At 41.0% G+C, this 14711-nt stretch carries 18 protein-coding genes; 8 read left to right on the top strand and 10 right to left on the bottom strand.

Features of this window, described 5'->3' with window-relative positions; all coding sequences use genetic code 11:
* Positions 1-37: 37 nt before the first annotated feature.
* From NSQ11_RS15425 to NSQ11_RS15415, 3 genes are read right to left on the bottom strand one after another with little or no spacing between them, the layout of a single operon-like run.
* Positions 38-1156, bottom strand: a complete 1119-nt coding sequence (locus NSQ11_RS15425) for a Ger(x)C family spore germination protein (protein WP_035389363.1) — start codon at positions 1154-1156, stop codon at positions 38-40.
* Positions 1153-2247, bottom strand: coding sequence for an endospore germination permease (locus NSQ11_RS15420; protein WP_035389361.1), 1095 nt, complete (start codon positions 2245-2247; stop codon positions 1153-1155). Before NSQ11_RS15420 ends, NSQ11_RS15425 begins: the two co-directional genes overlap by 4 nt.
* The gene (locus NSQ11_RS15415) at positions 2234-3658 is read right to left on the bottom strand and encodes a spore germination protein (protein WP_035389359.1); all 1425 of its coding nucleotides are present in this window, start codon (positions 3656-3658) and stop codon (positions 2234-2236) included. Before NSQ11_RS15415 ends, NSQ11_RS15420 begins: the two co-directional genes overlap by 14 nt.
* Before the next feature lie 113 nt (positions 3659-3771).
* Between NSQ11_RS15415 and NSQ11_RS15410 the strand changes: the two genes are divergently transcribed.
* The 3 genes from NSQ11_RS15410 (at position 3772) to NSQ11_RS15400 (ending at position 5880) form a co-directional block, all read left to right on the top strand.
* On the top strand, positions 3772-3939 hold the full coding sequence (locus NSQ11_RS15410) for a YvzF family protein (protein ID WP_003213147.1): 168 nt from the start codon (positions 3772-3774) through the stop codon (positions 3937-3939).
* An 87-nt stretch (positions 3940-4026) separates the two neighbouring features.
* A complete protein-coding gene (gene fumC, locus NSQ11_RS15405) occupies positions 4027-5421 on the top strand; it encodes a class II fumarate hydratase (protein WP_008347076.1) in 1395 nt (464 codons plus the stop codon).
* Between the two features lie 123 nt (positions 5422-5544).
* Positions 5545-5880 carry a hypothetical protein gene (locus NSQ11_RS15400; protein WP_035389357.1) on the top strand — a complete coding sequence of 112 codons (336 nt, stop codon included), beginning with the start codon at positions 5545-5547 and terminating at the stop codon, positions 5878-5880.
* A gap of 25 nt (positions 5881-5905) precedes the next feature.
* Here NSQ11_RS15400 and NSQ11_RS15395 read toward each other — a convergent pair whose 3' ends face one another.
* Positions 5906-6784 carry a TetR/AcrR family transcriptional regulator gene (locus NSQ11_RS15395; RefSeq protein WP_017359276.1) on the bottom strand — a complete coding sequence of 293 codons (879 nt, stop codon included), beginning with the start codon at positions 6782-6784 and terminating at the stop codon, positions 5906-5908.
* 192 nt (positions 6785-6976) lie between these two features.
* Between NSQ11_RS15395 and spxO the strand changes: the two genes are divergently transcribed.
* Entirely contained in the window at positions 6977-7141 is a 165-nt protein-coding gene (spxO, locus tag NSQ11_RS15390; protein WP_008347070.1) for an anti-adapter protein SpxO, read from the top strand.
* A gap of 19 nt (positions 7142-7160) precedes the next feature.
* On the opposite strand, the gene NSQ11_RS15385 is transcribed toward spxO, so the two are convergent.
* Both NSQ11_RS15385 and NSQ11_RS15380 read right to left on the bottom strand, forming a co-directional pair.
* Complete coding sequence (locus NSQ11_RS15385) at positions 7161-8492, bottom strand: HAMP domain-containing sensor histidine kinase (RefSeq protein WP_007500323.1); 1332 nt, start codon at positions 8490-8492, stop codon at positions 7161-7163.
* On the bottom strand, positions 8489-9163 hold the full coding sequence (locus tag NSQ11_RS15380; protein WP_035389355.1) for a response regulator transcription factor: 675 nt from the start codon (positions 9161-9163) through the stop codon (positions 8489-8491). Before NSQ11_RS15380 ends, NSQ11_RS15385 begins: the two co-directional genes overlap by 4 nt.
* Positions 9164-9500: 337 nt before the next feature.
* On the opposite strand from NSQ11_RS15380, the gene NSQ11_RS15375 reads away from it, so the two are divergent.
* Complete coding sequence (locus NSQ11_RS15375; protein ID WP_008347064.1) at positions 9501-10871, top strand: trypsin-like peptidase domain-containing protein; 1371 nt, start codon at positions 9501-9503, stop codon at positions 10869-10871.
* A gap of 243 nt (positions 10872-11114) precedes the next feature.
* On the opposite strand, the gene NSQ11_RS15370 is transcribed toward NSQ11_RS15375, so the two are convergent.
* Entirely contained in the window at positions 11115-11957 is an 843-nt protein-coding gene (locus NSQ11_RS15370) for an oxidoreductase (RefSeq protein WP_017368022.1), read from the bottom strand.
* Between the two features lie 113 nt (positions 11958-12070).
* Here NSQ11_RS15370 and NSQ11_RS15365 point away from each other — a divergent pair, with 113 nt between their 5' ends.
* The 3 genes from NSQ11_RS15365 (at position 12071) to NSQ11_RS15355 (ending at position 13817) form a co-directional block, all read left to right on the top strand.
* The gene (locus NSQ11_RS15365) at positions 12071-12517 is read left to right on the top strand and encodes a YusW family protein (RefSeq protein WP_171465740.1); all 447 of its coding nucleotides are present in this window, start codon (positions 12071-12073) and stop codon (positions 12515-12517) included.
* Between the two features lie 145 nt (positions 12518-12662).
* On the top strand, positions 12663-13493 hold the full coding sequence (locus NSQ11_RS15360; protein WP_035389352.1) for an ABC transporter ATP-binding protein: 831 nt from the start codon (positions 12663-12665) through the stop codon (positions 13491-13493).
* Positions 13494-13565: 72 nt separating this feature from the next.
* Positions 13566-13817 (top strand): YusU family protein, encoded by a 252-nt coding sequence (locus NSQ11_RS15355; RefSeq protein WP_035389350.1) that lies wholly within the window; start codon positions 13566-13568, stop codon positions 13815-13817.
* A gap of 31 nt (positions 13818-13848) precedes the next feature.
* Here NSQ11_RS15355 and NSQ11_RS15350 read toward each other — a convergent pair whose 3' ends face one another.
* The 3 genes from NSQ11_RS15350 to NSQ11_RS15340 are packed head-to-tail and all read right to left on the bottom strand — an operon-like array spanning position 13849 to position 14608.
* Positions 13849-14196, bottom strand: a complete 348-nt coding sequence (locus NSQ11_RS15350; protein ID WP_007500333.1) for a spore coat protein — start codon at positions 14194-14196, stop codon at positions 13849-13851.
* A 12-nt stretch (positions 14197-14208) separates the two neighbouring features.
* Positions 14209-14460 (bottom strand): hypothetical protein, encoded by a 252-nt coding sequence (locus NSQ11_RS15345; RefSeq protein WP_060698253.1) that lies wholly within the window; start codon positions 14458-14460, stop codon positions 14209-14211.
* Positions 14461-14470: 10 nt separating this feature from the next.
* Positions 14471-14608 (bottom strand): YuzL family protein, encoded by a 138-nt coding sequence (locus tag NSQ11_RS15340; protein WP_008347049.1) that lies wholly within the window; start codon positions 14606-14608, stop codon positions 14471-14473.
* Positions 14609-14711: the final 103 nt, after the last annotated feature.

The raw sequence follows: 14711 nt of genomic DNA, 5'->3' as shown, positions 1-14711 counted from the left end.
TGACACCCTTTTTTTCTTACCATTTTAACATACTCTATTAGGATTGTGTTGCGCCCTTAGTCCCGAAGTCACGGATTTTCACATTTACCTTGTAACGAATATCCGATTCACTAAAAATGTCATCCCAATGTTTTGCTTCTTTTCGATAGTCTTTCGGATATGCAATGCTTGCTTTTTGATAAAACCCACAAATATCTGCTTTGATTTCATGCTGTAATTCCCCGATAAAATCTTTTACATTTTCCTCAAGTCGATGTGCCACGACTTTCTCAATTTCTTGGAGGTATTTTTCATTAAATGAATTTTCCCGTTCATTCCAATCCTCAGACAATCTTCCATCAAGCTCCACTGACACATCAAATTCATATTTGCCACTGGCTGTTTTATGGGTGTCAATGTTGTGTTTGATTTTAAAGATCTCAAAAGAATAAATGCTATGTTCATATTGGAATTCAATCACTCCGCCTGTTGCATCTCCAGTCAGCAGGTTGTAGGACTGCACCGCTAAAGGAGAGATGTTGGTGAGAAATCGTTTGTTCTGAATAATCGAGGCACCATCCAGCATTAATTTGCCCTGACTGACACTGACTTTCGGAATGGCAAAGGATACGTTGTTTTGCATAGCAGAAGAAATATCTCCTAAGGAAACGGGCTTGAACATACGAATGGTCGTTTTTGTATTCGAAGAAATATCGTATAAGGTGGAAGCGGCAGGCTGGCCGTCGTCATTGATTTTCAGCATATCTCCAGGCTTCTCAGAGGCCATAAAGACAAGGCTTCCTCTTCGTGTTTCATTGTCCCGAATGAATTGATTGATGACCAAATCGAAATTATTTTCATTGATAAGGTCTTGAGAAAACAAATAAACCCTCAGCTGCTGAGCAAAAATGCGGTGTGTTTTTAGGGCCGTTGTACGAAAAATTTGGTGTATGGAATCACCGCTTGTCTCAATAATCTTCGTCGGATCTTTCACGCTTGATTCTTGCTCAATTTTTTGCGGAACGAGCACCTGCATAGACAGCTTCAATTTATGTCCGTCATCTCCTTTATCTACAGCAAATCCAATTGCCATGTTGAGCTCCTCGATATTTGTACTATCCCAGCACCCGCATAATAGAATCAGTGAGAAGAGCGCAAGAACCGCTTTCTTTTTCATGCTGTTTTCCGCCTCCTTTTGAAAAATACGATGATAAATAAAAGAAACGGGAGTATACCAAATAGAAGAAAGAACAAGTTGTTTACGTAGGTTAAATAGTCTCGGACCGTATCAACATCTTTTGGGAAAAGAGCGGCAAAGAAGATCACAATGCCCATCAAGGCGAGCGAGATTTTTTTAGGGAATTTAGTCAATTTGATGACTCCTATCGTAGCAAAAAACGTATATCCTACAAAGCTCGTATAAAGCTGGACAAGCCAAACAATCAGCAAAAAGGATTCAATCCGTTCAATAAAAATCCCCTGAATATCAAATGATTGAAATAAGGCAATGGTCGGCCACGTCAGAGTCGCCGTTTCTTTCACCGTGAGCGCACCAACCACAAGAATATAGGTGAAAATATAGATGATCGCAGGAATCAAAAAGCCGATGGAGCCATATGCAAAAGTGTGTTTTTGCGTATTCATATAGGCAGGCATGAAAAGCATCATTTCAATGCCGACAAACGAAATGGCCGAAGCATTCAAGGAATTGAAAACAGGGGAAATGCCCTCTCCTAAAACTGGCCGTAGGTTATCGAGCTTAAACTCTTGTACACTAAGTCCGTAGGCTACAAATAAGATGATGAGTGTGACAATCAGAAAAAAAGGGCACAGCCGGGCAAAATCTCCAATCCCCCCAATCACAAGGTAAAAACCAACCAAAATAAAGCTGATCATCGTCACGGCTACCGGTGTGTTTTGAAGTAGAAAGAATTTCACCATCTCAGACATGGCTCGTACTTCATAGCTGGCAACGCCGAGAAAGTAAATAATAATCAACAGGTTGGCAAGTGAGCCAATCCATTTCCCAAGTCCTTCTTTTGTATAGTCATAGTAGGAAGAAAAGGAGACCTTTTTCATCATGAGCACATTGACAAAAATGAACACAATGTATATCACACTCATGAGTAAGAGTGCAATCCAGCCGTCAGGTGTAGGCGCAGCTTGAGCCATTGATCTTGGCAGAATCATCATACTTGCACCTAGTGTGGTATTGGCGATAATGGCACTTGCCTGATAGCTTGTGATCGACTCTTTATGATTGACCATGTCGTTCCCCTTTCTTTTGATTTTTCAAAGGCAATCTGATGATGGAATTGTCCTCATTTTTATAACTGAACACAAAATCTGGTGAAAAATATGGGGTGCCAAAGCTTTTTTGTCTTGTCAAATGAGTGAGTAAGACGAGCATAAACAGGACAAGTCCATATAAACCGAATGCAGCTGCAGTAAACATGGACACAAAGCGAAGGACACGAAATGATATCCCCATTCCATATTGAGGAAAGGTAAAGGATGCAAGTGCAATGACGCTGACAATAATGACCATAATGGAGCTGACGATATGGGCTTGTACGGCTGCCTGCCCAATGACAACACCGCCCACAAGTCCGATTGTTTGTCCAAGTGGATTAGGCAGTCTTAACCCAGCTTCCCGCAGCAGCTCAATGGTCATTTCCATGATGAGTGCTTCCACAATAGGAGGAAAGGGGACATTCTCACGTGTGCTTGAGATGGAAATAGCTAAAGTTGTGGGCAAAAGACCTTGATGGAAGGACACAAGGGCAATATAAATGGCTGATAAAAACAATGTGAGAAAGATGGACGTAAAACGCAGCAAACGAATCAGAGAGGCGGCGATCCACCTTTCATAATAATCATCAGGTGACTGCATAATCGTCGCAAGGGAAGCAGGCACAATTAAGATAAAAGGCGAATGATCAACAAAGATGGCGACGCGCCCATTGTTTAAAGCAGATGCGACTTTATCAGGCCGTTCTGTGTTTTGAATTTGCGGAAAAGGAGAATACACATTGTCTTCAATAAGCTCCTCAAGAACGCCTGAGTCTTGAATATCATCAATGGTGACTTGTTTGAGACGCTTTTTTACCTCTTTTAAAACAGAGGGCTCAACGATCCCGTCAATGTACATGATCGATACTTTGGTGTATTTTTTTTCGCCGATTTTCATATCTACTGTTTTGAGATCAGGGTTTTTCAAACGTTGTCTGATGAGAGCCAAGTTCGTGTTGATATCTTCAATGAAACCAATCTTTGGTCCTCTTACGACGGTTTCAGATGTAGCGTCTCCTAAACTGCGTTTCTTCGTTCCGTGCGTTTCTAAAATATAAGCGTGCTGAAATCCGTTAATCATTACGACACAATGTCCTTGAAAAATGGCATCTACCAGCTCTTCAGAGGTTTTCACCGTACGAGTTGTCATCATTGATAAATTGGATTCTAGCTTCTCTTTTGTCAGAGAGGCATGATCTTGCAATAGCAGCTTTAAGAAGGTTTGAATCTGCATCGTTTCGTTCATTTCTTTAATGTATAAATAGTAGACAACCTGTCCATGAGGCAATGTTTTTTTCTCATGGATCAAATCATCCATGTCCTTTAACTGAGGGAGAATGACAGAGAGATTATCGTATAAGTGCTCTTTCAATGGAGTTTGATTCAAATGGATCACCCGCCTCAATTTCTTTTTCTTAGCATTACCTGCTTGAAAAAACAATATTCTGTGTTACATTATTTTGTGGTATATGAAAGAATCACGGTGTTGGAGGAAAGAAGATGGCGCAAATTCGTTTAGCAGGAACAAAAGAGGAGATCGACCGTATTCTACAGTCGTTTGACAAGCATTATGAGGTGACCTATACGTCAAAAGATTACGGAAAAACAAATCCAAAATACAAATATTCCAAAGATGTTCGTGTTTATATTGAACTAAAATTAAAATAAAGATAAAATTTTAATTGAAAACGCTTAAAGGATTTTCGTTTTTTGTATAGAATAGAGTTGAGTGATGAAGCTATGGAGGGATACATAATGACAGAATTTAGAATCGAAAAAGATACAATGGGCGAAATCAAGGTGCCACAGGACAAGTTCTGGGGTGCACAAACACAACGAAGTAAAGAAAATTTCAAAATCGGTTCTGAGAAAATGCCAAAGGAAGTTGTGAATGCGTTTGCAATTTTGAAACGTAGCACAGCGATTGCGAACGAACGTCTTGGCAACTTAGAAAGTGAAAAAGCTGAAGCGATTGCTGCTGTATGTGATGACATCATCAGTGGTAAGTATGACGAGCATTTCCCGCTTGTTGTATGGCAAACAGGAAGTGGAACACAAAGTAATATGAACATGAACGAAGTCGTTGCAAATAGAGCAACTGCTTACTTGAAAGATAAAAATAGTGAATTCAGCATTCACCCGAATGATGATGTGAACCGTAGCCAAAGTTCAAATGATACATTCCCAACGGCTATGCACGTGGCAGCTGTTTTAGCTGTGTACAAAAAGCTATTGCCTGCGATTGACCAGTTAAGAGCGACGCTTGATGAGAAAGCAAAAGCATACCAAGAGATCGTGAAAATTGGCCGTACGCATTTGCAAGATGCAACACCTCTTACAGTGGGCCAAGAGATTAGCGGCTGGGTGTACATGCTTGATCGTTCAAAAGAAATGATTTTAGAATCTACTGAAAAAATGAGAGAACTTGCCATTGGCGGAACAGCTGTTGGTACGGGAATTAACGCACATCCTGAGTTTGGTAAATACGTGGCAGAAGAAATCAGCCAGTTAACAGGTCAAACGTTCAATTCTTCACCAAACAAATTCCATGCGCTGACAAGCCATGATGAAATCACATATGCACACGGAGCGCTTAAAGCTCTTGCAGCTGACTTAATGAAAATTGCCAATGATGTGAGATGGCTTGCAAGTGGTCCTCGCTGCGGAATTGGTGAATTGATCATTCCTGAAAACGAGCCAGGCAGCTCCATTATGCCAGGAAAAGTCAACCCAACTCAAAGTGAAGCTTTAACAATGATTGCCGCACAAATCATGGGGAATGATGCAACAATCGGTTTTGCCGCAAGCCAAGGAAACTTCGAGCTGAACGTATTTAAGCCGGTCATCATCTATAACTTCTTGCAGTCAGTTGAATTGCTAGCTGACGGTATGAACTCATTCCATGACAAGTGTGCCATTGGAATTGAACCAAACCTAGAAACAATCGAGAAAAACCTAAACAATTCATTGATGCTTGTGACGGCACTCAACCCGCACATCGGATATGAAAATGCAGCGAAAATTGCGAAGCTTGCGCACAAAGAAGGATTAACGCTAAAAGAAGCTGCCCTTCAATTAGAACTATTAACAGAAGAGCAGTTTGAAGAGTTTGTGAAACCAGAAGAAATGGTGACACCGAAAGCAAAATAAGACACCAGAGGCCTCTGTGCCTCTGGTTTTTATATGGAAACTTATCGAGGTGAATGGTGTTTGAGGCAGTTGAAGACAAGATTTATTAGGTGGTTACGGACACGGGATGTTGAATTTTTCCAAGTGATATCACAGGATACGGAGGAGTCTGCTTTTTTATTATATGTTGATCAAAGGTGCCAAAAGAGCGGAAATCATATTGATATATACTTGATTTCTCATTTTGAACTGTCAGAAGAATCGTATGAAGATGTGTTAAGCTTCAATAACGATATGCTTGGTAACAAACCAGCCTGTTCGTATTATATGGATATACTGCCGGTGGAGGAAGAATTTGATTTTGATTTTCCGTATGACATGCTGGCTGTTCAAAGATATGTAGATGAATTGCTTGAAAGAGTCCAAGCGAACAAACTTCCTGACATAACAGAAAAGAATTTTGATTATTTGTCACAATAAAACCCAGGGCAAGCAAGCCCTGGGTTTATAAATGATCTTCTTTTAGAATGCGTAATAAGGAGCCGGAGACCGGCTGAAGCGGTGTGTATAATTTCAATTGATAAAGCATGCCTTTGACGATGACTTGTCTTGGCTTTTGTTTGTTTAACTCGTTTTCTAAAATGCCAAGCGCTTCAAATAAATCTGGCTCGTCTTTCACTTCATAATGTGCTTCTGCCAGTTCTCTTAATTCTTTTAATAGAGATTCTGTGAGCGGGTCAAATGATCGTTCATAAATCGGGCCAAACCAGTCGCTTGCTTGGTCCACAGAAATGAGCGGATGGTCATTGCGCTTCATCATACCGCCCATTAGATCATCAATACGGTGAATCATTGTTGCGGCAAGCTCCTCTGCTTCGAGCTGAAAATCATATAAAATGGCAAGCTCAAAGTAAACGTGACTCATGCCCTCAATCGTTAAACATAGATCAGCCATATAAGGAATGGCCGCATCTCCATACACTTGCTTAATGTTATCAATGTGCAGCTGAATCGTCGCAAGTCGAATTTGCTTTGCGAGCTGCTGTGTTTCTTCGTTCAATGGGAGCGCCCTGTCGCTTAGCTGCATTTTAATAAAATCTTTTTGCTGCAAAATATTATCGTAATAGACAGTGAGCTGTTTCCGGTAGGCCTCTTTTGGTGTGCCGCCCTCTGTTTGAACCTCATGAATCCGGGTAAATACCTTATCGTAATAGTAATGCAAGATCGAAATAAGTAGTGCTTCCTTCGATTTGAAATAAAGGTAAAACGCACCCTTTGACATGTGGCATTCATCCGCAATTTCCTGAACAGACGTTGTATTATAGCCTTTGCTGGCAAATAACTTCATACCAGCCTCAATAATCATTTTTTCTTTCTTTTTCAATATGAATGTCATCCTTTCTTACCGAGAGACAAATGTCTTAGGAAACGTGCGCAAAGAGATGTGACTTATCGGTCATAAACGACAAAACTTTTCAAAAATTAATCAGATTGTAACTTGTTTTTTACAGTGTAATTCTTTATATTATAAAGTAAGGTGACCAACCGGTCAAAAAATGTGAAAGGATGATGTTCCATGAGAGAAATTGATGATATGATTAGACGCTTGAAAGCAAAAGGAATTCAAGTAGAAAAAGTCAAAATGCCGAAAGAGACAACCATTGAAAAGAAATGGATGTATCAAGCTGGCAAGAAGATCAAAGCCACATACCGTGATTTCAATGGGTATTCATTCATCTAAAAAAGACTGCGGTAAAAACCTACAGCCTCTTCTTTGGAACAGTGATCGTATAGCGTACACCTAGTTCATCATTTTCAATTGATATGGACGCTTGATGCATTGAAAGAATTCGTTTGACAATGCTTAATCCAATGCCGAATTCGCCCTTTTTTCCCTTACTAAAAGGTTCGTATAGGCTGGATAGCATGTGTTCTTCAATTGGAGGGCCATCATTACGAATGACGATGCGAATTTGATCCTCTTCCTGCTTCATATGAATATCAATTTTATTTTTTGCGTAGCGAAGTTGATTTTCTAATACATTTTCAAATAATTTGCTCCATTGTTCTGGATCGCCTTCAAGTGCAGCCTCATCATCTAAGTCCACGTTCCACTGCAATTCATTTTTCGACCAGCGTAAACGGTCAACCACTTCCAGCATTGTATTACTCACAAGGAAGGGAGAATGCGCCGGATGTTGTTTTGATAAATAATCAAGCTTTGTTAAATACAGCAAATCTTTGATTTTCTTCTCAAGCTTTTCCGCTTCGCCTTCAATCACTTCCACCGTTTGTTCAAGATCTCCTTTAGGGAAAATTCCATCTTTAATAGACTGCGTATAACCGCGGATGACCATCACAGGTGTTTTTAAGTCGTGTGATATATTTTGCAAAAGCGTTCGTTCTGTTTCATCCTTTTGAATGAGCTTTTGTCTCATTTCTTCAATCGTATGCCCCAGTTTGCCAATTTCATCTTGCCGGTCAACCATCACAGGATCGTCCCAGTCTTCTTGTGCAATGCGCTTGACGTGCTTTTCAAACGCGACGATTGGACGTGATAAGTAGCGGGCGAGCCAAATCGATGGAATCCAGCTTAGTAAAATAACCGTTCCTAAGATGAAAATCAGCTGTTTAAACAGTGTAAAGGACAAGTCATCTCGATAAGAATCGGGTGCATATGACAAGAGAATATATTGTGTATTGCCTGTTGAGACTTTTTTGATCACAAAGAAGATATGCTGACCATTCACTTCTTCAGAATAGCGTTTTGTTGCGCTTTTTTGTTTTTTAACAAAGGACTGCACTTTTTCAATAAAGGCATGCGGGAAAAACTGAGCCATTTGATTTAATTCATCTGACGGAATCAGAATGTGCTGAACCGAGCGGTTTTCTGGTGTCGACTTTGGTGAGCCGTCTCGATTCAGAGGGTATTCTGTTAACACTTGCTGCTCGTTTTCGATGTTTTTATAAATTTCATTCGTAAAAAAGCTGCGTAATGTATTTGAAAATAAAATGATCAGGACAATCGAGATGGTGAGTAAAATGCCAGAGATGACAACCCAGATTTGAAAAGCGAGTGGTTTGTTCTTCATCCCTTTAGCATCCTATAGCCAAATCCATAAATGGTCTCGACTTTTAAGTCAGGCATTTTTTTGCGCAGCCGTCTGACAAGATCATCGACCACACGATCTGTCCCGAAGTAATCGTGCCCCCAGATCTTGACGAGGATATCTTCCCGGGAAAAGGCATGTCCTTGATGATGGGTAAATAAGAGCAGCAAATCAAATTCCTTAGACGTTAAATTAATCAGCTGATCTCCTTCATACACCTCTCTTACGTCCTCATGAATGATATAGGAAGAAACGGGTGTGACGCTTTGCTGCGGTGTGTCACTGTTTTTATATACAAGCTCCAGCAGCTTTTGCACGCGGATGATCAGCTCGCGCGGAAGAAAGGGTTTCGCAATATAATCACTGCTCCCGAGTTCTAAGCCAAGCACACGATCAATATCTGCATCACGTGCCGAAATAAAAATGACCGGTACGTCAGGCGAGGCTGCTTTGATTTCTTTAATGAGTGTGTAGCCATCTGTATCAGGCAGCATAATATCTAAAACCCATAGATGCGGGGGCTTGTTCATTGCTTCGCGTGCCGCTTCTCCGGTTAAAAAAGAGGACACATTCCAATTTTCACTCTCTAAATATTTGGTTAACAGTTCATTTAAATTCTGCTCATCTTCAACTAAATAAATGGTGTACGACAAAGTCTTCCACATCCTCTCAACGTCATTATAACGGGATACAAAGGCGGCATGTCAACAATCACACGCTTTTTTCACAATTTCACATATTCTTCTCATCATTATCCCATAATGTTTGTTTATGATAAGCTCAAGGGAAAAAAGGGCATAGACAAAAGGCTAATGAATAGGTGCTTTTCACCAATGTGCACACCTTGCTTTTTTTCTATGAATAAGTATTATATAATTTGACATATTGTCATAAAGAATTTTTCAATGATATTGCCATTAAGAGGACATGAGTCCTGTCTAGACATATGAATGAAGCATTTCATGAAAATGATGCAAAGGAGTGCAAGCGATGGATTTCCGAAGAGAAGATGAAGAGAAAAAAATGAATGATCAAGAACACACACATCAAGAGAATGAGAAACAAATAGAAGAACCAGAAAAAGAGAAAGAACTCGTTTTTCACCATCATGAAAACGAAGCATCTGCCTCTCAGGAGAGGGTGACAAATGGGTCTCCTCAAGTGATTGATGACCGTTCGTCTAAAAAGGAGAAAAAACGAAAGGCTGCATGGCTAAGTCCGATTCTTGGAGGGATTATTGGAGGCGGTCTTGTGCTTGGCATTACACCGCTTTTACCGCAGTCACAAGATACAGCGGCAAACACTCAAACCCAAACAGCATCAAGCGAACCGGCTTCATCTGAAAATTTCTCAACAAAACAAATCACCAATGCGACGAATGTTGCTGATATGGTAGAAGATTTAGAGCCGACGATTGTAGGGGTCTCAAACTATCAATCTACACAAAACTCGTTCGGTCTTAGCGGTGATTCAACTGAAGCAGAAGCTGGAACGGGTTCTGGTGTCATCTTCAAAAAAGATGGAAAAAAAGCATACATTATCACAAATAACCATGTAGTCGAGGGTGCCAATAAATTAAAGGTCACACTATACGATGGGAAAACAAAAGATGCCAAGCTTGTCGGCAGTGACGTAATGACAGATTTAGCTGTCGTGGAAATAAATGCTGACGGCATTGATAAAGTTGCAAGTTTTGGAGATTCTTCTAAGCTTCGGGCTGGAGACAAAGTCATCGCAATCGGGAACCCGCTCGGTGCGCAGTTCTCTGGTACAGTAACAGAAGGGATTATTAGTGGTCTCGATCGTACCGTTGAAGCCAATACATCATCTGGAACCGTTGAGATGAATGTGCTTCAAACAGATGCTGCCATTAACCCTGGAAACAGTGGCGGTCCACTGATCAATACAGACGGTCAAGTCATCGGTATCAACAGCTTGAAAATTAGCGAAAGCGGAGTAGAATCACTCGGATTTGCGATCCCAAGTAACGATGTCAAACCGATCGTAGATCAGCTGTTGAAAAATGGAAAAGTCGAACGTCCTTACCTTGGCGTACAAATGATTGACCTTGAGCAAGTGCCTGAAACGTATCAGGAAAATACACTTGGCCTATTTGATAAACAAATCGGTAAAGGAATCTATGTAAAAGATGTATCAAAAGGATCTCCTGCACAAAAAGCAGGCTTGAAGTCTGGAGATGTCATCATCAAGTTCAAAGGAAAAGATGTAGCGAACAGCTCACAACTGAAAGAAATCCTTTATAAAGAAACAAAAATTGGCGATAAAACGACAATGACTGTCATTCGTGATGGAAAGAATAAAAATCTTGATATTACCCTTGGGCAGTCTGATAACGAATAAAAGAAAACAGGTGGATAAAAGATCCACCTGTTAGATTGTTGACAAAGGGCTAAAATGAACTTGATTTTAGCCCTTTGTCTTCTTTTTTTCAGCGTGATAGAAAACCTTTGAAGTCTAGGAAGGACGAGTACTGGCGCGGAGCGAATTTGACATTCGTGAGCACCAGCACGCAGGATGACAAAGAATGCGAAGGTTTGTCTACACGCTGACAGGTGGATAAGCGATCCACCTGTTTTTTTGTGCCTATTTTTTTGAGGATAGTGTCCGTAAAATAATGTTTTCCCATACATTCCAAGGCAGGAGCTGCTTTGCTATGAATGAAAGACGAACACCTTTCCCGACAAGATACCTTAGCTTCTTTAGCCGCTTCTTCTCTGCAAGCGAAACCACAAGCTCTGCAACTTCGCCGGGATCTCCATAGTTGTTTTTTTGAGCCTCTATATAGGACATCATCTTTTGATAAATAGCTGTGTATTTAGAACCTTCTGCAGGCGGCGTCATTTGCTCATTCATGGAGGTGTTCCAAATGTTCGTTTGGAAAGAACCCGGCTCAATCAAAGCGGCCTGAATGCCAAACGCAGCCAGCTCAATTCGCAAACTCTCTGTATAGCCCTCTAGCGCAAACTTTGACGATACATATGGAGAGAGTGCGGGCATTCCCATGAGTCCGCTGATACTGCTCATATTCAATATTTTTGCACCGCTCGTCATCAACGGAAGGACTGCTTGTGTCATTTCCATCACACCAAAGACATTGACTTCAAATTGCTCACGGTACTGGTCAACAGGCACTTCTTCAGCAAAACCAGCATAGGCCGTTCCCGCATTGTTCACAAGCAGGTGAATGGGAGCATAGGCATTAAGCCTTTTTTGAAATGCTTGAATGGACTGTGTATCTGTCACATCTAATGCTTCAATATGTATTGATTCGGATAAAGCGGCGTTCTTTACTTCTTCGGCAAGCTTTTTCGCATTGGTTTCCTGTCTTACGCCAGCAATCACAGTGTACCCTTGCTGAGCGAGACGCAGTGTGATGAGCTTTCCGAAACCGCTGTTGGCACCAGTCACAATGGCTGTTTTATTCATCTTCCGGTTCTCCTTTTTGTTTTAATCTACCATAGTCTGCTGTTTTATTGAATAACCAAAAGGGGCTTGGAGAAGAATAAAAAACGATGCTATGAAATAGGAGGAAACACATGATGTGCTGGAAGAAGGCGGGACTGCTAGGAGTGCTGTTCTTTATGCTGTCTGGCTGTCGTTCAATCGAACCAATACAACATCCACATGAAGCAGAAGCTGAAAGTCTGTCAGCTGTTCAAATGAAGGAATTGCCATTTCAGCATTTGCAATTGCACGTACAATATGGACAAAAAAGCGAATTATATGAAGCTACCTATCGTCAAGCTGGTGGAAGAGAAGAAGCACTGATTCGAGATCATATGAATGGTGTCCGCTATGAAGGGGAAGAAGCTTTACGTGAAATGAAAATGAAGCTCAATGATATGTCGATTCCTAGTGCAAAGCTGAATGAAACATATGTCAATGAGTTATTATCTGCTTTTAATTTAGATGATGATTATCAGCGGATACGAGTCGATATCAAGCTCGAAGATGGGACAAAACGTGCATTCGAAAAGAAAAAGTAAACGAGACTTTCTCATTTTTTAATTGAAAATGATTTTCAAGATCACTTAAATCTGATACACTAAATTGAGATAAGTGATCTTTGACGTCTACATAGACGATATTCAATATAAAAAATTTGGATGAGAAAAGGAGCGTTTGAGCGGAATGAGTGCCATTTCTACTGAAGGTTTAAGCTTAGGTTACGGAGAAACAATGATCATAGACGAACTAAATGTGTCAATCCCTAAGGGTGAAATCACAGTATTTATTGGCAGCAATGGATGCGGTAAATCCACGCTACTTCGCTCTTTGGCCCGTCTCATGAAGCCAATGGGTGGTTCTGTCCTTCTTGAAGGTCATTCCATTGCAAAATTACCAACAAAGGAAGTGGCGAAACAGCTCGCCATTCTTCCGCAAGGACCAGAAGCGCCAGAAGGATTAACGGTGCATCAGCTCGTCAAGCAAGGGCGATATCCTTATCAAAATTGGCTGAAGCAATGGTCAAAGCAAGATGAAGAAGCGGTTAATCGCGCACTAAAGTCAACGAAGATGGAAGACCTTGCTGATCGAACGGTTGATTCATTATCAGGTGGACAAAGGCAGCGTGCATGGATTGCGATGACACTGGCTCAGGAGACGGATATTATTCTATTAGATGAGCCAACAACGTATTTAGACATGACGCACCAAATTGAAATCCTGGATCTTCTTTTTGATTTAAATGAAAAAGAGCAGCGCACGATTGTCATGGTTCTGCATGACCTCAATCTCGCTTGCAGATATGCGCATCACCTTGTGGCCATTAAAGACAAGGCGATTTATGCAGAAGGAAGACCGGAAACTGTCATTAACTGTGATCTTGTGAAAAATGTTTTTGATATGAACTGCCAAGTCACAACAGATCCTTTATTCGGAACGCCGTTATGTATTCCGCACGGCAGAGGACGCTGTATTGTCCAACAGGCACAAGCTGAGACATTTCTTGCTGCAAGATAATCGTATGTGAAAAGCCTGACATCTGTTACATGCAGAGTCAGGCTTTTTTCTGAAAAAAGGAGCGGAATACCAATGGGAAATGAATTAGATGAAAAGCTCGAAGGCCTACTTGATAAATATACAGAGCTGCTGCTTGGTGAAACGAATGAGGAACTGAAAAGAGAGGTCACGCAGTGGATCATCTATTCTCATATTGCCAAAAGCATGCCGCCTTTAGCCAAGCATTTTAATGACATGTATCCAGAGGCAAAAGAAGACATCAAAGAAATGATTCAGCGGATCAAGCAATTAAATGAAGCTCATCGTGCGAATAAAGACCGTTAAAAAACTGCCAGCTCAAACTGGCAGTTTTTCTTTATGACATGGGTGATGATCCGTACGGTGATTGATCTGTCAGTGTTTGCTGGAACTTTTGATGTGCCTGCTGGAGCTTCTGCTGGTCAGCGGCTTCGACAGAGTACCAGCCATATTTGAACATGACATCATATAAATGTCTTTGCGTTTTTTGTGTTTCTAGCGCAATTCGCTGAATATCTTGGTAAAGAGATTCATGGCTGAATTCATTGAGCGCTGTGTTATATCCGCTTGTCATATATTTTTCAGTCGACAAAAGGTCTGTGACAAAGTCGCGATCGTTCATGTTTGTCGTTGTTGGAACCGGCGTTTGTGGATTCCCGATTTTTTGTTGGTTTTGCTGTTCCATGTCTGTTACCTCCTATTGCATAAAGCCAGAAGACTGGCCTTGCCCTGAGCTGCCTAAATGCTGAAGAATTTGTGTGTAATGCTGATGATGCATTTGGCCAACTTGATTGAGTTCTTGTTTCAATGTTTGATCCTGACAATGCTCGGCCATAAAATGAGCCTTTTTCATGGCGATCAAATTCCAGTTCAGCATATCCTCTAGGTACAAGGAATCTTTTACTGAAATCACCTGTGGGGGCATATTCATTTGCTGGTTGTTCAAGATGTGTTCCTCCTTACGATTTCTTTTTATATTGCTGATTTTGACTGGTCTTTTTACCACCTAGGTCTGCTTCTTGTGATGGACCTGCGTTTCCTTTCACACTTGCAGCACTTACGCCTGCTTTTGATGGGTTCTTTTGCAAACGAGACATGTGGACATCACCTCCATTCTTACAATTCCCCCTCGTCTTTAATTCATACGCTGTAAAGAAAGACGCATGAGAATGTGTAAATTTTTGAAATCTGCTATTGAAC

The sequence above is a fragment of the Bacillus sp. FSL W7-1582 genome, from assembly GCF_038593325.1.
Classification (GTDB): domain Bacteria; phylum Bacillota; class Bacilli; order Bacillales; family Bacillaceae; genus Bacillus; species Bacillus altitudinis.
This window is presented reverse-complemented; position numbering and strand designations above follow the sequence as displayed.